Below are 20,242 nucleotides of genomic sequence, written 5' to 3' on the forward strand. Positions count from 1 at the left end.
TTCGAATGGCTTTTATTGGGACCACGCGCACCGATCGCTGGTAAAACACTGGTTTGCATCTTATTTTGGGGCCGCTATTCCTTTATCACTGTTTTTACTTTTTTAATTCCATGCCAATCCAGCCTGATCCCTTCCAGAATAACCTGCTTTACAGCAGTCTGACCGAATTATTCGGTGATTTTGACGACACGGTTCTATCCACCATCACCCCGCTTCTGGAAGGGATTGAAATTCAGGGTGGTGATTGCCTTTTTCGTCAGGATGACCCCGGTGACTCGCTGTATTTTGTCATGAGCGGCCGGTTGCAGGCACTGGTGACGGAAGGCGGGGGGGAGTTTCGAAAGATCGGTGAAATTATCCGGGGTGAAACCGTCGGCGAAACGGCGCTCATTACCGGTGACCCCCGGAATGCATCGATTTTTGCGCTGCGGGATAGCAGCCTGGTCAGGCTCTCGAAAAAAGCGTTCGAGGAGGTCATCGCTCATCATCCAGCGGTGGCCTTGAACATGGCTAAACGCATTATCTACCGGCTGAAAAATACGCCCCTGCCGGGTAAATCCCACAAAAAGCCGGTCACGATTTGCCTGCTGGCCCTTCATTCGACCATCGATCTTGCGGGTATGGCTCGTAACCTGAACGAGCTTTTGCGCAGCAAAGGTAGCGTCTATCTGCTGTCGGGCGACCGGATGAACGAGTTCTCCGATCAGGCCAATGAACGCCCGGATCGGGAAGCTGATCCGGCGCCTTTTCGTACGTTGTCCCGGTGGCTGGACCACCTGGAGTCGCAGTATGAATTTCTGCTGCTGGTAGCAGATCCGCCGGAACCCACCGGTTTGCTGACGGAATGGTCGCAATTTTGCCTCCACCAGGCTGATGACATCGTGCAGTTTGCCGATGCGCAACAGGCGTCCGATCTGACACCTCCAGAGATTCAACTGCATCATAAAGGGCTGATTACCGGACAGGTGGAAACCCTGGTGCTGGTGCATCAGGCCGATACCCTGATTCCCCGGCAAACGGCTGGCTGAGCAAACGCCCCCGGATTCGGGCTCATTATCACATCCGGGCTGGCTCCGACCGGGATCTGGCCCGGCTTAGCCGGATTTTAAGCAATACCGCCATCGGTCTGGTGCTGGCCGGGGGTGGTGCCCGAGGATTTGCGCACGTCGGCGTTCTGAAAGCACTTCAAGAACATGGTATTCCCGTCGATTTTGTGGGAGGAACCAGCGTCGGCGGTTTGATCGCCAGTGCGGTTTCGTTCGATCAACCGGCCGAAATCGTTCGGAAACACGCACGGAAAGGCGCTTTTTTCAACCCAACCAAAGATTACAACTGGTTGCCGATGATTTCGCTCATCCGCGGGCAGCGGATGGAACGGATGATCCGGGATACCGTTACGGAATTCCTGAACGACCACGAACCGGATCTGGAAGATAGCTGGTTGACCCTGTTTGTTGTTTCCAGTAATTACACGCAGGCGCGTGCGGAGGTACACACCCGTGGTTCGCTGGTTAAATACCTGAAAGCCACAACGGCCATTCCGGGCGTGTTTCCGCCCGTCATCGACGGTGATGATTTTCTGATCGATGGCGGAACAGTCAACAATTTTCCGGCCGATGTAATGCGGCAAATGCCCGTTGGCCGAATCATTGGCATCGACCTGGTCGTTGAAAAATCGCGGAAACTGACCATCTCCAGCATACCCGGCCCCGCTAAATTGCTTCGTGACCGGTTTAGACCAAAAAAACTGCGGAAATTCCGCCTGCCTTCCCTGGCATCGATTATCCTCAATTCGACCTTGCTGTATAGCTCGTCGCAACGCAGCCAGATCCGGCAATATGTCGATCTGTATTTCAACCCCGATGTAAGCCGCTTTGGTCTGATGGAGTGGTCGGCTTTCGATAAAATTGTCCAGAAAGGCTACGAACATGCCATGATCGTCCTGAAAAGCAGGAGTGCCGACGAGCAGGCCATGTTTCGGGGAGAACCTTCCGAAGAGCGGTGACAACCCGTCGCGTCGCCCGCGGTTTTGCCGGTCGGCCTCACTTCGGGTCTTAAATTTCGTTAAAAAAGGAAACCGGGTACGATCGTTCGGTTGCGATTCGTTGACTACAGCAAAGAGTGTCTCACTCCATACAACCACCGACTGGTTGCCGGATAATCCGTTTCAGGGTCAAGGCAAACCGTAAACTTTACACTTGAAAGCATCATGAATTTCAAAGCATCCCTGCTCGCCGTTTTGATTACTGGGTTCAGTATCGCATCAACCCCGTTGATGGCCCAGCCGAATTCTGGTACTCCCACTCAGAAAGAAACCGCCAAACTCGAAGCGGCCAATACAATCGTAACGGAATTTAGCCAGATGAAGGAAGCCATACCCCGGCAACTCCTGGACCTTTCGGAAGGAATTGTCATTATTCCCAAACTGATCAATGCCGGTTTTGTGGTGGGTGGGAAAAGAGGCAAAGGCATTGCACTGGTAAAAAATAAGCAGGGCGACTGGAGTGATCCGGTTTTTGTAACCTTAACGGGCGGAAGTTTTGGCTTTCAGATCGGCGTTCAGGCGGTGGATTTAGTGCTGGTTTTTAAAAGCAGCAAGACGTTGCTCGACATGAGCAGCGGGAGTTTCACACTTGGCGGTGATTTGTCAGTGGCAGCCGGGCCGATGGGGAGAAGTTCAACCGCCAGCACGGATGCTAAACTGGAAGCCGAGGTGTATTCGTATTCACGCAGCAAAGGGCTGTTTGCGGGCATCACCCTCAACGGGGCGGCCCTGTCGGTGGATACGGACGCCAATACCGCCTTTTATGAGGAGTTTAAAAACGCCAACACCTTGTTTAACAGCTTCGATAATACGTCCAGAGAAGTGCAGGATTTGAAAAGTACCCTGAAAAGTCTGAAGTAAAAAAACGGTCGGCATACCTGCCAAGGGACGTGCGCCCGGCGCGTTCGCTCTTAGTAGGTATGCACGATCCCCTGTTTCAGGGCATTCTCATAGGCGTCCTTCTCAAATTGATACAGATACGGAGACCGGTGAGGACCAATGGCCCGCTGTTCCGCCAGTTTTTTGATCAGCCCCAAACTCACGAGCTTTTTCGCAAAATTCCGCTGGTCCAGTTCCTTGCCCAAAATCGTCTCATACAGGGAGTGAATTTCCGCCAGCGTGAATTTTTCGGGCAACAGACTGAGTCCGATCGGCTGGTGATAAATCTGGAGCCGGAGGGTTGCCAATGCCTTTTCCACCACCTCGTTCTGGTCGAATAAAAGCGGAGGAATGTCACTGATATCCCACCACCGGTAATCTGTCGTGAAAAAATCCGTCCGGACGCTTACCTTCGAGTAGTCCACCAAAGCAAAATAACCAATCGATAACGTTCGTTCGAACAGCCAGTTATCTTTCTCGACAACAAGCCCGTATTTTTCGGTAAACTCACGGGCGCTTCGCTCCTGAAGCCGGTAGGGCGAATCCCCAAAAACGTGGAACTGTTGCAGGAATAAGTCTTCCAGACCCGTTCGCTCCTGCAAGATGCGGTGGGCGGCCTGGCTCAGCGGTTCCCGCCGACGTATAAAACCGCCCGGCAGTCCCCAGCCATCCAGTCCGATCCATTTGTGGAGTAAAATTTTGAGTTGCTGATCGTGGTAGCCAAAGATGACCGGGTCGATGCTGAGGTGGGGCAGATACTGCTGATGGCCGTTTCTAACAAAGTCGTTTACTTCTTCTTCCGAGTTCATAAGCCAAAGGTAAAAAAAAATATTCCGTAAAATTTACGGAATACAAAAAAGCACTCTATCTTTATTCCGTAAAATTTACGCTTTAGAGATTAGTTTAATTTTATACGGCAATAAGTCTATTCAAAAACGATGAAAAAACGTATTCCTTATTCCCTCCGCTGGTTGGCTGGGGTTGTGTTGGTGGGCTTTTTGGCCACCGGACTCTGGTCGTATGGGTTCGTCAAAGACCCACCCCGCATTCTGGTATTCAGTAAAACGCTGGCCTTTCGTCACGCTTCCATCGGGGCGGGTCAGAAAGCCCTATTTCGACTGGGTAAGGAACAGGGATTTGCTGTCGATACCACGGAAGATGCGGGCCGCTTCTACGAAGAAAATCTGAAACGTTACCGGGCGGTCGTTTTTTTGAGCACCACCGGCGACGTGCTGAATGCCCAGCAGCAGAACGCCTTTGAACGCTACATCCAGTCGGGAGGAGGCTACATGGGCATTCACTCCGCAACGGACACCGAATACGACTGGCCGTGGTACAATCAACTGGCCGGGGCCTGGTTTGCCAACCACCCCATGCCCAACAACATCCAGAAGGGAACCTTTGTGGTAGTGGACAAAAACCATCCATCCACCCGGTTTCTGCCGGAGCGCTGGGAGCGGGAAGATGAATTTTACTCCTTCAAAAACATCAGTCCGGCGCTACATGTCCTGATGACGATTGATGAAAAAACCTACCAGGGCGGCACCAATGGCGACAATCACCCGATGGCCTGGTATCAGGAATTTGACGGCGGACGTTCGTTCTACACGGCGGGTGGCCACACCGACGCCAGCTTTTCGGAACCGCTGTTTTTGAAGCACCTGGGAGCCGGGTTGCACTACGCGATGGGGGGTGATTCGCCAAAACCGCTGGACTACACCAAGGCGAAAACGAAACGACTACCCGAAGAAAACCGGTTTTCAAAAGTGGTGTTGGGAGAGAAACTCGATGAACCGATGGAACTGACCGTGCTGCCGGATAACCGCGTGCTGTTTGTGGAACGCCGGGGCAATGTTAAACTCTACAGCCCCGCGACCGGTAAGATTACCCTCATTGCCCATATTCCGGTGAACACCAAAGTCACCGATAAGGAGGGAAAAGTCGGTGAAGACGAAGGCGGTTTGCTGAGTCTGACGAAAGATCCCCATTTTGAGCAAAACCACTGGATTTACCTGTATTATTCGCCCGAAGGAAACGAGGCTAAAAACAGCCTGGTTCGCTACGAGTTGAAAGGCGACGAACTGGTGATGAGTTCCAAAAAAGTCATTCTGGATGTGGCGACCCAACGCGAAATCAGCGGTCACGCGGGCGGGTCGTTGACCTTCGACGCCCACGGAAATTTATACCTGTCGACCGGCGATAACATCAACCCGCAGCAATCCAACGGCTACAGCCCGTCGGATGAACGCCCCGGCCGGTCGCCCTTCGATGCGCAGATGACCTCGGCCAACACAAACGATCTGCGCGGTAAAATTCTGCGGATTCACCCAGAAGCCGACGGTTCTTACACCATTCCGGAAGGCAACCTTTTCCCAAAAGGAACCCCTAAAACCCGCCCGGAGATTTACACGATGGGGCACCGGAATCCATTCCGCATTTCGGTAGACCCCAAAACCGGCTTTCTGTACTGGGGCGACATTGGTCCGGATGCGGGGCAGCCGGGCGAAAAACGCGGTCCCGCCGGACAGGATGAAATCGGGCAGGCGCGGAAAGCCGGGAATTACGGCTGGCCGTATTTTGTGGGCGATAATAAACCCTATTTCCAGTATGACTTTGCCACCGGCCACTCCGGTGCGTTGTACGACCCCGAAAAACCGGTCAACAATTCGGTCAATAATACCGGCTTAAATCAGTTGCCACCGGCGCAGAAAGCCTTCATCTGGTACCCGTACGCCGAATCCAAAGAGTTTCCGCTGATGGGAGCCGGTGGTCGTTCGGCAATGGCCGGGCCGGTTTTTCACCGGGACCAGTTCACCCAGGCGAAGCGACCTTTCCCGGATTATTACGACGGGAAATTAATCATCTACGAATGGATGCGCGGCTGGCTGATGGCGGTGACGCTGGACGCGAACGGAAACTACGCGTCGATGGAGCGGGTGATGCCCAGCTATAAGTTCTCCAATCCGGTGGATATCGAGTTTGGCCCGGAAGGCAATTTGTACATGCTGGAATACGGCAGCGGCTGGTTTACGCAAAACGACGACGCCCGGCTGGTGCGCATCGAGTACAACGGCGGCAACCGCAAACCGCTCGTTCAGGTAGCCACGTCCAAAAAAGGCGGATCGATTCCGTTCAAAGCCCGGCTTTCGTCGGAAGGCACTAGGGATTTTGACAACGATGCCTTGACGTATAGCTGGACGGTCACTTCTCAATCGGGAAACTCCAAACGAACCTTCCCGGTGGCAAACCCGACCGTCAGCTTCGACAAAGCCGGAATTTACAAAGCGACCTTAACGGTAACCGATGCCAAAGGCGGCCGCAGCAGCCGGACGGTGGAAATTATGGCCGGTAATGAAGAACCGGTGTTGACGTTCGAAACCAAAAACAGCAACCAGACCTTTTTCTTTCCGGGACAACCGTTTGCCTACGAAGTAAAAGTCCAGGACAAGGAAGATGGTAGTCTGGCGAGCGGAAAAATCAAACCCGCCGAAGTTGCTGTCAATATCGATTATTTAGCCGAAGGCTACGATCTGGCCGAAATTGCGCAGGGCCACCGCAGCGCCGATGCATCCGCGCAGGTCGTCAAAGGGCTGAAATTTATGGAGAGCAGCGATTGCAAGGCGTGTCACAGTGTCGATAAAAAATCGGTGGGACCTGCTTATGAGCAAGTTGCTCTCAAATACAAAGGCGAAGCCGGTGCCGCCGAGCGGCTGGCCCAAAAAGTGATCTCCGGCGGCAGTGGTGTCTGGGGCGATGTCGCCATGAGTGCCCACCCCCAATTGGCCCAGGCCGATGCACAGGAAATGGTGCGCTACATTCTGAGTCTGGCCGAAAAGAAACAGGCGTCTCCATCGTTGCCGGTCAAGGGAAGTTATACCATGAATCTGCCCGAGGGTGATAAGGGCGAAGGCCGGTATCTGGTTCGGGCTGCGTATCGGGACAAAGGTAGTTCCGGTGTTCCCGCGATTACGGCCGAAAAAACGCTGGTTTTGCGCAGTGCGAAGCTCCCCGCCGGGAAAGCCGACAAGATCGAAGGCGTCATGAAATACGGCACCGTCATCATTGCCTCCGTAAAAGGCTCCAGCATTGGGTTCAGCAACCTGGATTTAACCGGTATAGAACAGATCAAATTTACCGCTTCGGCACCGAAAGCCCAGTTGAACGCAGCCGGTGGCACGATCGAGGTGCGGCTGGATGAACCCACCGGTCAACTCGTCGGCGAAACCGCCTTCATTTCGCCGGGTGAGGGCGGTAGTGTCACCAGTATGCCCCCGTCGGTGGTGGCTAAACTGTCCGGGGCAACGGGGCTTCACGATGTGTATCTGGTCTTCAAAAATGACAAAGCCCCCGCCGGTCAAGCCTTGTTTGTCGTGATCGATCTGGAGTTCCAAACGCGCCAGTCGGCGGAAACCAGCGCAAAACCGGCTTCGACGCCAGCGTCTGCGGCAGCAGGTCAATCCCAGGATCTGGAAGCGTACGCGGGCAAATACAAAATGTCCGGGCTTCCGTTCGAATACATCGAAATTACGCCCAAAGCCGGACGGCTGTCCATGAAGGCGGGGGATAAGGAAGGCGAACTCACGCCCGGGCCGGGCGCCGATGAATTTAAAGGCGGTAATGATTCCGTGTTCAAATTTAGTCGCGGGGCCGACAAAAAAGTCACCTCGTTAACCCTTGAGGTTCAGGGGATGTCTTTCAAAGGGGATAAGTAGTTTCCAAAAATTTCACGTTTAAACCAATTTGATGATGAAAAAAGTAAGCCTGTTTCTGTTCATTTTTCTCCTGAGCGTTTGCGCCCGGAGCTTTTCTCAAACCACAACGCCCCCTGATTTTTTTGCCGGGAAATGGGAGATTACGATTATTGGAACGCCCAATGGCGATTCCAAATTGACGGCGGATCTGGTTCGGAAAGACGGTAAGCTGACTGGTCAGCTCATCAACGCGGCTGACTCGACGGCGAAAATTCCGATTACCAGCATCGACGAAAAAGGAGACAATCTGGCAATGGCGTTTACGGCGCAGGGCTACGATGTGACCATCGACTTGACGAAGGTGGACGACGACAACCTCAAAGGCACGTTGATGAACAGCTTTGAAGCCAAGGCAAAACGGCTGAAATAAAAACCGGTTTCGTTCGACCGTAGTACCCCTGTGAGCAAGGAAGATGATGAACTTCGCCATCTACCTTGCTCACTTATTTTCCTTCTATGCGGGAGCGTAAGAAATGATAAAAGGGTGACAAGTAATAATAAAGTCATACCGGCTTTTCGCACAAAGAAGCATCCAAAAGGCGCACTTCCAATACCCCAACGACCAATCTCTATGAAAAAAATGACGGTTCTGGCCTGGCTGCTCCCGGCTTTGGCCTTTGCGCAGCCTTCCGCGCTCCAAAAAGGCTTTCAAACTCCGCCCAATACCGCCAAGCCCCGCGTGTGGTGGCACTGGATGAATGGCAATATCACCAAAGAAGGCATCACCAAAGACCTGGAATGGATGAGCCGCGTCGGCATCGGCGGTTTTCAAAACTTCGACGCCAGCCTGTTTACGCCCGCCGTGACGCCCAAAAAGCTGGTGTTCATGACCCCCGAATGGAAAGACGCCTTCAAACACACCACCGATCTGGCCCAGAAACTCCAGTTGGAAATGGCCATTGCCGGATCGCCGGGCTGGAGCGTGACGGGTGGCCCGTGGGTGCCTGCCAGCGATGGCATGAAAAAGTACGTCTGGACCGAAACCCGCGTTCCGGGTGGTCAGCCGAACGCGGCCCGACCCTTTTCGGGGAAACTTCCCCAACCGCCGAACACCACCGGCAATTTCCAGAACGTACCGCTCGGTGCTGCCATGCTCGGCGGTTCAGCGGGAAAACCGCAAAACTACTACGCCGATGCTGCGGTTATTGCCTACCGTCTGCCTGCGGCTGAGAAGCTCATGGCTACATTAAATCCAAAAATCACCTCGAGTGGCGGCACCTTCAGCCTCGCCGACCTGACCGACGGTGATCTGGCAAAAACTACGATGCTGCCGCCAATGGAAGTGGGTCAGGACATGTGGATTCAGTACGCCTTCGACAGCCCGCAGACGGTCAAGGCGTTTACCATTGTGGGCGCCACCAGCGGGGGGGCATTGGCCGAATTCAGAGGAGCACCCGACAACCGGACGCTGAAAGTGAGCGACGACGGTGTCAATTTCCGGGATGTGGTGGTGATCCGGGGCAGTACGGTTCCTCAGAACACGATGAGCATTTTGCCCACCACCGCCAAGTATTTCCGGGTTACGTTTAAAACCCTGGAACCGCAGGGCAATCCGTTTGCGGCCATGATGGGCGGAAGTGCGGCTCCGGGCAAACCGGAGGGCGTGCCGGTGGCGGAACTGGTGCTGCACAACACCGACCGCGTGGACCTGTTTGAAGAAAAAGCTGGTTTTAATCCGTGGAAAGAAAGCACGCACTCGCTCATAAAAACCGATGCCGACGCCATTCTGACCCAGGATGTGGTAGATCTGACCGCCAAAATGAGTGCCGACGGAACGCTGAACTGGACACCACCGGCAGGTGGTGACTGGGTGGTCATGCGGCTGGGCTACTCGCTGACGGGCCGCAACAACCACCCCGCTTCGCCCGAAGCCACCGGTCTGGAAGTCGATAAGCTCGACAACGTGGCCGTTCGTAAATACATCGATGCCTATCTGGACATGTACAAGGAGGCCACCGGGGGCCAGATGGGCGTGCAGGGGCTGCAATACATGGTGCTGGACAGCTACGAAGCGGGTCACATGACCTGGACGAAAGCCATGCCGGAGGAGTTTCTGAAACGACGCGGCTACGACATCAAACCCTGGCTTCCGGTGCTGACGGGCCGGGTCGTGAATAGTGCCGAAGCCAGTGAGAAATTTCTGTGGGATTTCCGGAAAACCATCGGTGAACTGATCGTTGAAAACCACTACGAAGTCATTGGCGATGCGTTGAAAGCCCGGGGGATGAAACGGTATACGGAATCGCACGAAGGCGGGCGGATTTATTTAGCCGACGGCATGGACGTGAAGCGGAAAGCCGATGTGCCGATGTCGGCCATGTGGACGCCGGGCAGTCTGGCCGGTGGTGCCGATGAAGAAGTGCGCAGCGAAGCCGACATTCGGGAAGCGGCTTCGGTGGCGCACATTTATGGACAGAATCTGGTGGCCGCCGAGTCGATGACCTCCGTTAGCAATGCGTTTAGCTGGCATCCCGAGAAACTGAAGCGCACCGCCGATCTGGAAATGGCGTCGGGCCTGAACCGCTTTGTGGTGCATACGTCGGTGCATCAGCCGCTGGATGATAAAAAACCGGGTATCTCGCTCGGGCCTTTTGGGCAGTATTTTACCCGGCAGGAAACCTGGGCCGAGCAGGCCAACGTCTGGATGAGCTACCTGGGCCGGAGTTGCTTCCTGCTCCAGCAGGGCAAACCGGTCGTGGATGTATTGCATTATTATGGTGAGAACAACAACATCACCCAGCTATGCACCCAGAAACTGCCTGCTATTCCGGCCGGTTATGCCTTCGATTTTGCCAATGCCACGGTGGTGAAGACGGCGCTGCGGGTGGAAGGTGGAAAGATGGTGACGCCGAGCGGTCAGCAATACCGCCTGATGGTGCTGGATTCGTCGGCGAGAACCATGACGTTGCCCGTGTTGAAAAAACTCGGTGAACTGGTTCAAGCCGGTATGCACGTGGCGGGTGTCAAACCCGAGCGTTCTCCGAGCCTGAGCGACAACCCGGCCGAATTTGCCGCACTGGTGAATCAGATCTGGACCCATCCGAATGTCTCGACAAAACCGCTGGATGCGGTTTTAAGTGAGATGAACGTTCCAAAAGACGTGGACATTTCCGGAGCCAGATCGAAAATACTCTATGTCCACCGCCAAACCGCTGACATGGACCTCTACTGGCTCGACAACCGCAGCGACAACCCGAACACGGCCACCGTCAGTTTCCGGGTAACGGGTAAAGTACCGGAGTTGTGGAATCCCGAGACGGGCAAAATGGAAAGAGTGTCGTATCAAATCAAAGACGGACGTACCATTGTGCCGCTCCAATTCGAGTCGTGGCAAGCGTATTTTATCGTTTTCCGCGATAAGGCGACGGTAACGTCCTTCACCAAACCCGCCGTCACGGAATCACCCGTTGTCAGTGTGACGGGTGCCTGGAACGTTGCCTTTCAGGCGGGGCGGGGCGCTCCCGCGCAGGCCACGTTCAACACGCTGGCGTCGTTGACGGAAAATACCGATCCGGGCGTTAAATACTTCTCCGGTACGGCCATCTACGAAAACGCGTTCAATGTGCCGAAGGTAACGAAAAATGCGTCGTATATCCTGGATCTGGGCGAGGTGAAGAACATCGCGGAGGTGATTGTCAACGGCAAAACCGTGGGCACTGTCTGGAAAAAACCGTTCCGCATCGACATCACGCAGGCGCTGAAAACCGGTCATAATACCGTACAGATTAAGGTCACGAATCTCTGGGTAAACCGCCTGATCGGTGACGCCCAGGCTGGTGTGACCAGCAAGATTACGTTCACCACCATGCCGTTTTACCGGGCCGATTCACCCCTGTTGCCGTCGGGGCTGCTGGGACCGGTTCGCGTGCTGGAAGCAACGCCGGCCGCTGCAACGGTGAAGCGGTAGGGAGAACCCGCTGTTGAACCCAAAACGGCTATCAGGAAGGCTCCGTCGCTTCGTACGAGCTTCCTGATTTATTCTAACTGATAAAGCACCTTTGAAGGAGGGAAGTCCAGCCCTGTTCAGGCTGAATGCCATTCACGGCCTGGCAGTAGTCAGATGATGTTAATGGTTTAGGATTAATCTATATAGAAACAAAGTAGGGATTATATTTGCGCTTTCTCTGCATTCAGTGCCTGAAGCGCAGCCGCATACCGCCCCTTTTTAAATCGACGAAAAGTCGTTTCGGGCGGTGTATGTGCGGCATTGAGAGCAGGTTTTTGGGGTCTGTTACGACAACCTGCGCAATAGCGAGGTCGCCAAATGTCGACGCTGAAAACGAATCTTTTCGAATACCTCACCTATTTCCCTATTAAGTATGCTGCTAAAGGCTTTCTCCGTTGTGGCTCTGCTGCTGATTGACTGTGTTCATATCCAAGCGCAACAACATCGGAATGGCCAGCAAACGCCACTGGAACAGTCCTTTGCTGACGCCAAGCGGGCGTTTGCCAACTTTGAAAAAGCGCATGGCCATTTTGTTACGACTAAGAATGGTCGTATGCATTACCTGACCTGGGGAAACCCTGCTGCTCTTCCACTCGTCTGGTCGCATGGGAGTTTAACGAATGCACTGGAACTGCTACCGCTGGCTGCAGGGCTGGTGAAAGCCGGTTATTATGTGATCGCCATTGATTATTATGGACATGGCCAAACCCCGATTCCGGCGCATGAAGTTTCGCTTCATCACGTGGCCGACGACATCAAAGTCATGCTGGATGAGCTGAAGATCAAAAAGGCCGTCATTGGCGGCTGGTCACGAGGGGGAATGATCAGTACGGCTTTCTATGATGTCTATCCTGATCGGGTTGCCGGGTTGATTCTGGAAGATGGCGGCTCTGTGTCTACCAATACGCATTATCATTCGATGAAACCCATTCAGCTCACCACGCGGATAGGGGCCATTTTTAAAGACCGATTGCCCGATACGACCTATAAGAGCGAGTTTGAAGCCTATCGCGCCTACTACGATACCACGCAGAAAGGGAATCAATTTGAGTTGCTGGCGTGGATAGCCCCCACCAAAGAGGGCCGATGGGCCATTAGCCCGGGTGTGTTGGATTTGTTTAACATGAAAACGCCGGAGCAATTCCTGGATAACATCCTATATCCCACCCGCGTACCGCTTTTTGCGGAATCGATGTCGATTCTGGAACCGAAAATTGTCTTTCGAAATTTGTCAGTTCCGGTCTTGATTCTGGATCCGACCGGCCCTGATGATTTGTTCCCTTTCGAAACCCGTAATGCCGCCCTTCAGCAGGCACATCCTGCTCTCATTGTTCACAAAGTATACCCCAACACGGGGCATAACATTCATCATGAACGTCCGGAGCAATTCCTGAAAGATGTAACGACTTTTATGTCCAAAGTGAAATTGCATAACCGGCTCAAATAAGCGTAGAGTACCCGGAACGGTTTTATTCGTTTGAAAAATCCGCAACGCTAAAAATACGTAAGAATCATTGCTTAATTGGACATAAAATTTGGCAAATTCCTGCTTATTCGATTAAGTAATTACCAATTGAATTATTCTTGAAAAAATAAGTGTTAAATTGACAGTAAACTTAGATTAAAGAGAATTTTTTATTGGAATAGTACGGTTTTAATGCCTACATTAGCTATTTATTATAAGGCATTCCGTCTCTTTCATCGAAAATAGCCAAAAGGTCAGTTCATGCGGATTCGAAAACTACCCATCCGGTTGGGTCAAGACGCTGAAAAGGAGATCACCCTGCGGTTGAAAGCGGGTGACGAAAACGCTTTTGAGGAAATTTTCTACCGCTACTACAAACACCTGCTCGCGATTGGAATCAAGTTTTTGAAGAATCCGGATCTGGCCGAAGATGCCGTTCAGGACATCTTTCTCAAACTCTGGGACCACCGCGATGCCCTGAACGAGACCTACTCCATCAAGAATTTCCTGTCGGTTTCCATGAAGAACCACGTCCTGAACGTGATTCGCAACAACCATCAGTCGATCTGGGAATATCTTTCTGCCGAAATGGAAGAACTCAACGGGGAAGATACCACCAGCGACGCGTTTCAATTGCAGGAATATGGAACTATTCTGGAGCAAGGGATGCAGAAACTGCCGCCCCAACGGGAAAAAGTTTTCCGGTTGCGGGTATTTAGTGGCCTGGACAATGAGCAGGTTGCCAGACAATTATCTATCTCGGTTAATACCGTCAAGTCGCAATTTACACAGGCTACCCGGTTTTTAAAAGACTACCTCAGCAAACACGCCGACCTGGAAGGAATTCTTCCGGTTCTCCTTTTTCTTCTATTCAATTAATATTTTTTCTCCGATCAGTAATACTTCCGGTCTGCTTATGTGTATCTAATTAGGAATGGATAGAACATTTCCTAATCTCTATTAATACTTAATGGATACACAACTTCTACAGAAGTACGTACGGAATGAGTGTACTCCGGAGGAGGCTCGGATCGTCTTGTTGCATCTGGCAACGGTTAACGGACAACGCCAGTTGCAGCAACTACTCGATGCTGATCTGACCGAACCGGCAGCGATTCCGCTCAATGCCGCCGAGCGGCTCGACGCCCAGCGGTTGTTTAGCCGAATCCAGTCGACCAAGCGCAATGCAGCCGGCACCCGGACCGAATCGCCCTTGCGCCGAATGAGACCGCGCTGGACCTGGATGGCTGCGGCTACCATTGGCGTGCTCCTGTTGGCAACCGGCTCGCTCTTTTTCTACCGCAAAACCGCCACGCCCGAACTGCTTTCCCTGCATACCGATTTCGGCCAGACCCGCCGGGTCGTGCTGCCTGATCAATCCATTGTAACGATGAACGGAAACTCCTCCATCCGGTATGCCGACCACTGGCAGGCTGATCTGCCCCGCGAAGTCTGGGTCGAAGGGGAGGCCTTTTTTGAAGTCGTTCACACCAAAAACCACCAGCGGTTTCAGGTTCATCTGCCCAGCCAGATGAACGTCGAAGTGCTGGGGACGCGCTTCAATGTTTACACCCGCAAAACCCAGACGAAAGTGGTGCTGAACGAAGGCCGTATTGAGATGCGGGTTTCTGATAAGCCCGGCAACCACCTGGAAATGAAGCCCGGTGAGATGTTTTACGCAGATACGCAAACGAAAAACTTTTATAAAAAGCCCGTCAATGCGGTGGCCCAGTCGTCGTGGCGCACCAGCAAGCTGATTTTTGACGGAACAACCCTGGCCGAAATTGCCCAGCTTCTGAAAGATACCTACGGTCTGGAGGTCGAAATCCGGGATCGGGACTTGCTGCAACAAAAGTTTTCCGGCACCATTCCGGGCCAAAATGCCGACACGATTCTGAAAGGGCTTTCCGGCCTCTTTGACTTAAAAATTACCCGAAAATCCAACTATATTCTAATTGAATAACCTATATACGCATGAAAAAAATAGTCTTGTTTCTGTGGGGAGTGCTAGTGGTCGGAACCCTGCCGACCTACGCTCAACTGATTGCATCGAACGGGCAGCGGGTAAGACAACAGGAGAAAGACATTGCCGCGCCGGTGGTTACACTCAAGGCGGCTTTGTCGGAACTGGAAAAACACTACCGGGTTTCGTTTATCTACCGGACGGATCTGGTCGATACGAAGGTGGTGATGACCGGACGGCGGGATCGGACGGTGGAGGAAGCGTTAACGAATTTACTGTCGGACAAAGGGTTGACTTTCGAGAAAATTCAGTCTAACTTCTACGTCATTGTCGCCACGAAAGAAAAGGGTACCCGGTTTTTTCGAAAAATTAACCAGATCGAAAAGAAGGTCTTCGAACCCCAAACCGGCACAGAACCCGTAACGTCGGCCGACCTGAACATCACCAAGCTGGAGCGAATCGGGTATTCGGTTCTTTCGGCGGAGCGGGCTTTGGAAGACATCCGCGGAAAAGTGACGGATGCTGCCGGCGAAGGATTGCCGGGTGTGAGTGTGGTAATCAAAGGATCGACGCGGGGAACCACTACCAACGGGCAGGGTGAATTTTCCATCAATGCCCCCGCCAATGCCACGCTGGTTTTCAGCTTTGTCGGGTACGCGTCCAAAGAAATGCAGGTGAACGGGCAGACCATGCTGAATGTGTCGCTGGTGCAGGATGAGCGGGCACTGGAAGAGGTGGTCGTCGTGGGGTACGGAACCCAGAAACGGGCTTCGGTAACCGGCGCGGTTTCGTCTGTAACGCCCAAAGAACTAACGGCTTTGCCCGTGATCAGTGCCGAGTCGGCCATGCAGGGCCGGGTGCCGGGGGTTCGGGTCGTCAACAACGGGAGTCCCGGCCAGTCGCCGATCGTGCGCATCCGGGGGGTCGGTTCCATCAACTACGCATCCGGGCCGTTGTATGTGATCGACGGTGTGCCATCGGGTGATCTGAACAACCTTGATCCTAAAGACATCGAATCGCTGGAAGTCCTGAAAGACGCCAGTGCTGCGGCCATTTACGGTTCGCGGGCGTCGAACGGGGTCGTGATCATTTCGACTAAGAAAGGTTCAAAAGACGGTAAACTGCACGTGAGTCTGGATACCTATTTTGGCACCCAGAGCGCCTGGAAAAAACTCGATCTGCTCAATACGCAGGAATACATCCAGTATGCTACGGCACTGCTGGGTAACGCCGGGATTGCGATGCCCAGCCGCCTGAGCAACCTGAACACCCCGATCTATAACGGTGCAACACAAACCTTCGCCCAAACCGCCACCGACTGGCAGGACGTAATGCTCCGCACGGCACCGATCCAGCAACACCAGATTTCGGTATCGGGCGGGAACAATGTATCCCGGTTTTTTACCTCCGCCGGGTATTTTGACCAGGAAGGAATTCTGATCGGGACAAACTACAAACGGGCTAACGTTCGTATCAACTCCGATCACCAGGTGACGAAATTCCTGACGTTCGGTCAGACGTTGATGTTGTCGTACGACAAAATGCGGGGTGAGCAGGGCTTTGGGGGCGGTCGCACGGCGATTATGCAGGCCATCCGGAATTTGCCCTACTGGCCCGTTTCTGATCCGACCAAAGTGGGCGGCTACAGTTCGCCAACGGCAGCCGATGGGACGGACCCCGACAACCCAGTTCGGATCGCGTTGCAGGATCAGAGCTACACGCAGCGCATCAAGTTGCTCGGAACTCTGTTCACCGAAATCAAATTCACCAATTTCCTGAAATACCGGTTCAGCTTCGGGGCTGATGTGGTGACGAACATCGGCAACAACATCTTTCCGATTTACAATGATGGCTACAAAAGCCGCGTGCAGAGTGATCTTCAGGACAATCGCTCCTCGTATTTTTCACCCATCCTGACCAACCAGTTGACGTTTGACAAGACGTTTGGCAAGCACTACGTCAACGTGACTGCCGTCGCTGAAAAACAGAACTTCCGGAGTTCAAGCCTGAACGGAAATGGTTTCCGCCCGAACAACGACATCGATGTGTTGCAGGGTATTTCGAATCCGGGTGTGACGAGCAGCCGCGACGAAAGCACCCTGATTTCCTACATCGGTCGGGTCAATTATGATTTTGCCGGAAAATACCTGATCAGTGCTTCGGTTCGGCGGGATGGTTCGTCGCGTTTTGCACCGGGCAACAAATGGGGAACCTTCCCCTCTGCGTCACTGGGCTGGCGGGTGAGCGAAGAAGCATTCATGAAATCCGTTCCCGCCATCTCGGAACTGAAAATCCGGGGTAGCATCGGGCAGACCGGTTTCAACGGCATCGGTAGCTACGCCTGGCAATCACTGATTTCGGCCGATAACACCAACTACGTCTTTGGGGCCAACAGAGTGCTGGGTTCTTATTTCAGCGCCCTGGGCAACACGGATCTGAAGTGGGAAACCACGACCATGACCAACGTCGGGGTCGATATGGGCCTGTTGAGTAATAAACTGACCTTCACGGCGGAAGTATACAACCGGAAAACTGACGGCCTGCTGCTGAATGTCCCGATTCCCAATTCCATCGGCTATGCGTCTCCGCCACTGGCCAACATCGGTAGCATGAAAAACTGGGGCTACGAGTTCCAGGTGGGCTACAACCAGAACGAAGGTGACTTCCGCTGGAATGTGTCGGCTAATATGGACGTGACCCGCAACCAGATCACCAGTCTGGCAACGCCGAGTGCCACGCTCTACTCCGGATCGAATGCGGATTTTGGGGGTTCAGATATTACAAAAACAGAAGCCGGTCAGCCCATTCAGTCATTCTTTGGCTATCAGGTGGAAGGAATCTATCAATCGATCGATGAGGTGTATAATTCACCCAGACCCCAGTCCCGGCCCGAAAATCGCGAGGATCATGATCCGACCAAAAACACTTCGGCAGGTGATATCAAGTTTAAAGATGTCAATGGCGACGGGGTGATCGATGCCAGTGACCGGGTCTACCTCGGCAGCTACATCCCGAAATTTAGCTATGGTGTTAATTTGGGAGCTAACTACAAAAACTTTGATGTAACCGTTTATCTGCAAGGGGTTTACGGAAACAAAATCTACAACGGAACGAAAGTGATCGAAGAAGGGATGCTGCGGTTGTTCAACGCTGGGAAAGGCGTTCTGGATGCCTGGACCCCGACCAACACCGCCACCGATGTTCCCCGGGCCATCAGTGGCGATCCGAACAATAACACCCGTACATCCGATCGTTTTATCGAAAGCGGCTCGTACATGCGGGTGAAGAACATCAGCATTGGCTACACCATTCCGGCAACGATCCTGGGTAAACTCACCATGAATACGTTGACGAAAGCACGGATCTACGTTTCGTCGACCAACCTGCTGACCTTTACCAAATACAGCGGTCTTGACCCGGAAATCGGGATCAATGGAACGGCGGGTGACAATACCAAATTGTTGACGAACGGGATCGACTACGGCCAGTATCCGCAACCCCGGACGCTCCTGATCGGTTTGAATATCGGTTTCTGATCCAACCGGCGATGTTTTAGTGAATAGTTTTAAACGAAAGATTCTGATGAAAAATAAATTTCTTTTATCCGGGGTACTTTTTCTGGGTCTGATGGCAGGCTGTCAGGAAAGTGATTTGGACAAACTGAACCCGAATGGTGTCACGGTCGACACCTTCTATAAAAACGGCGCGGAACTGAGCAGTGCGGTCAATGCCGTGTATGCCATGGCGAAGGCCAATACGCTCACCTCGCGGGAGTGGTTCTTTCTCCATGATTTGCGCAGTGACGACGTCGCTGCTGGTGGTGGACAACTCGAAACGCCCCGCAACCAGATCCTGATTGGCAGCTACACGACTGACAACGGTGTTGCGAGTGCCGTTTGGCAGGGATTTTACCGGCTGATTCACCGGGCTAACGCTACCATCGATTTGTCCGAAAATGTGGCTGACATCCCGGCGGCTGATAAGGCCCGGCTGCTGGCCGAAGCCCGCTTTCTGCGTGCCTGGTCGTATTTTGATCTGGTGACCATGTGGGGCGGTGTTCCGCTGTACAAAAACTACGTGACATCGGTGGAAGGCTCTTTGCCCCGCTCGACCGAAAAAGAGGTGTATGATTTTATCATCGCCGACCTGAAAGCAGCCGTTGAAGCCCTGCCGGCCACCTACAATGCCGACAACCAGGGCCGCGCTACCAAAGGAGCCGCCCAGATGTTGCTGGCCCGGGTGTATCTGCAACAGGCTGATTATACGAATGCGAAGGTCGAACTGCAAAAAGTCATCACCTCAGGTACGTACAGTCTGGTGGATGAGTTTTCGGATAATTTCATCGAGGAAACCGAGTTCAATAAGGAGTCTATCTTCGAAATCAACTTCTTTCCGGCGGGTGGAAACTACAACTGGGATGCCGACGGCAACGGCGCGACCGCCGGCACCGAAACCGTACGGACGCAGGAATATTCGGCCATCGGCTGGCGGAACGTAATTCCATCCAACAGCCTGTTGAATGAATTCGAGAAAACCGCTACCGGAACCGATCCCCGGTTTGCCAAATCGTTTTACGTAACCGGTGACAAATACAACCTGGACAAAAACGTGCTGACGGATGCCGCCCAAAACGGTAACTCGTCGGTGGTCGACGGCAAAACGATGAAAGTAAGCTGGCGGAAATTCTCGCTGATGTATAAAACCGACCAGACGTTTCTGACCGGCGGTATCAATCAGCGGATCATGCGCTATGCCGAAACCCTGCTGGCGATGGCCGAGGTAGAAAACGAAATCGGTTCCATCACAGAAGCTGTCAAATACCTGAATATGGTTCGCGCCCGGAAGAGTGTCGCGATGCCAGCTTATCCGACGGCGGCTTATCCGGTGAGCACGAAAGATCAGGTTTTTGCGGCCATCATGCACGAGCGACGCGTTGAACTGAGTGGCGAACAAATCCGCAACCGCGACATTCTGCGCTGGCGGAAAGCGGGTAAACTGAAAACCGAGCCGTTTACGTATTTCCAGAAAAATAAGCACGAATTGCTGCCTATTCCGCAGCAGGAAGTGGACAATAACCCGAAAATTGAGCCAACTGATCAAAACCCGGGGTATTGATTTTTGATAGTTAACCTGATGAAGTAGTATAGAAGGCGGGGGGCAACGGTAAATAACCGCTTGCTCCTCGCTTTATTCG

General features: G+C 53.1%; 12 protein-coding genes. 11 read left to right on the top strand and 1 reads right to left on the bottom strand.

Features of this window, described 5'->3' with window-relative positions; all coding sequences use genetic code 11:
• Positions 1-110: 110 nt before the first annotated feature.
• The 3 genes from ACS5NO_RS29360 to ACS5NO_RS29370 all read left to right on the top strand — a co-directional run bounded on the left by ACS5NO_RS29360 (position 111) and on the right by ACS5NO_RS29370 (position 2,905).
• A complete protein-coding gene (locus tag ACS5NO_RS29360; protein WP_439418433.1) occupies positions 111-1,028 on the top strand; it encodes a cyclic nucleotide-binding domain-containing protein in 918 nt (305 codons plus the stop codon).
• 101 nt (positions 1,029-1,129) lie between these two features.
• Positions 1,130-2,005, top strand: a complete 876-nt coding sequence (locus ACS5NO_RS29365; RefSeq protein ID WP_439418434.1) for a patatin-like phospholipase family protein — start codon at positions 1,130-1,132, stop codon at positions 2,003-2,005.
• A 204-nt stretch (positions 2,006-2,209) separates the two neighbouring features.
• Positions 2,210-2,905 carry a lipid-binding SYLF domain-containing protein gene (locus ACS5NO_RS29370; RefSeq protein ID WP_439418435.1) on the top strand — a complete coding sequence of 232 codons (696 nt, stop codon included), beginning with the start codon at positions 2,210-2,212 and terminating at the stop codon, positions 2,903-2,905.
• Between the two features lie 50 nt (positions 2,906-2,955).
• Here ACS5NO_RS29370 and ACS5NO_RS29375 read toward each other — a convergent pair whose 3' ends face one another.
• On the bottom strand, positions 2,956-3,732 hold the full coding sequence (locus ACS5NO_RS29375; protein ID WP_439418436.1) for an NUDIX hydrolase: 777 nt from the start codon (positions 3,730-3,732) through the stop codon (positions 2,956-2,958).
• Between the two features lie 129 nt (positions 3,733-3,861).
• On the opposite strand from ACS5NO_RS29375, the gene ACS5NO_RS29380 reads away from it, so the two are divergent.
• The 8 genes from ACS5NO_RS29380 to ACS5NO_RS29415 all read left to right on the top strand — a co-directional run bounded on the left by ACS5NO_RS29380 (position 3,862) and on the right by ACS5NO_RS29415 (position 20,163).
• Entirely contained in the window at positions 3,862-7,635 is a 3,774-nt protein-coding gene (locus tag ACS5NO_RS29380) for a ThuA domain-containing protein (RefSeq protein ID WP_439418437.1), read from the top strand.
• A gap of 34 nt (positions 7,636-7,669) precedes the next feature.
• Positions 7,670-8,044 (top strand): hypothetical protein, encoded by a 375-nt coding sequence (locus tag ACS5NO_RS29385; protein ID WP_439418438.1) that lies wholly within the window; start codon positions 7,670-7,672, stop codon positions 8,042-8,044.
• Between the two features lie 201 nt (positions 8,045-8,245).
• Complete coding sequence (locus ACS5NO_RS29390; protein WP_439418439.1) at positions 8,246-11,581, top strand: glycosyl hydrolase; 3,336 nt, start codon at positions 8,246-8,248, stop codon at positions 11,579-11,581.
• Between the two features lie 412 nt (positions 11,582-11,993).
• Positions 11,994-13,067 (top strand): alpha/beta fold hydrolase, encoded by a 1,074-nt coding sequence (locus tag ACS5NO_RS29395; RefSeq protein WP_439418440.1) that lies wholly within the window; start codon positions 11,994-11,996, stop codon positions 13,065-13,067.
• Positions 13,068-13,346: 279 nt separating this feature from the next.
• Positions 13,347-13,964: an RNA polymerase sigma-70 factor gene (locus ACS5NO_RS29400; RefSeq protein ID WP_439418441.1), complete on the top strand. Its 618-nt coding sequence runs from the start codon at positions 13,347-13,349 to the stop codon at positions 13,962-13,964.
• Between the two features lie 91 nt (positions 13,965-14,055).
• Positions 14,056-15,048, top strand: coding sequence for a FecR domain-containing protein (locus ACS5NO_RS29405; protein ID WP_439418442.1), 993 nt, complete (start codon positions 14,056-14,058; stop codon positions 15,046-15,048).
• 11 nt (positions 15,049-15,059) lie between these two features.
• The gene (locus tag ACS5NO_RS29410) at positions 15,060-18,584 is read left to right on the top strand and encodes a SusC/RagA family TonB-linked outer membrane protein (RefSeq protein ID WP_439418443.1); all 3,525 of its coding nucleotides are present in this window, start codon (positions 15,060-15,062) and stop codon (positions 18,582-18,584) included.
• A gap of 46 nt (positions 18,585-18,630) precedes the next feature.
• The gene (locus ACS5NO_RS29415) at positions 18,631-20,163 is read left to right on the top strand and encodes a RagB/SusD family nutrient uptake outer membrane protein (RefSeq protein WP_439418444.1); all 1,533 of its coding nucleotides are present in this window, start codon (positions 18,631-18,633) and stop codon (positions 20,161-20,163) included.
• Positions 20,164-20,242: the final 79 nt, after the last annotated feature.

This window comes from Larkinella fluvii (assembly GCF_051857545.1).
GTDB lineage: Bacteria > Bacteroidota > Bacteroidia > Cytophagales > Spirosomataceae > Larkinella.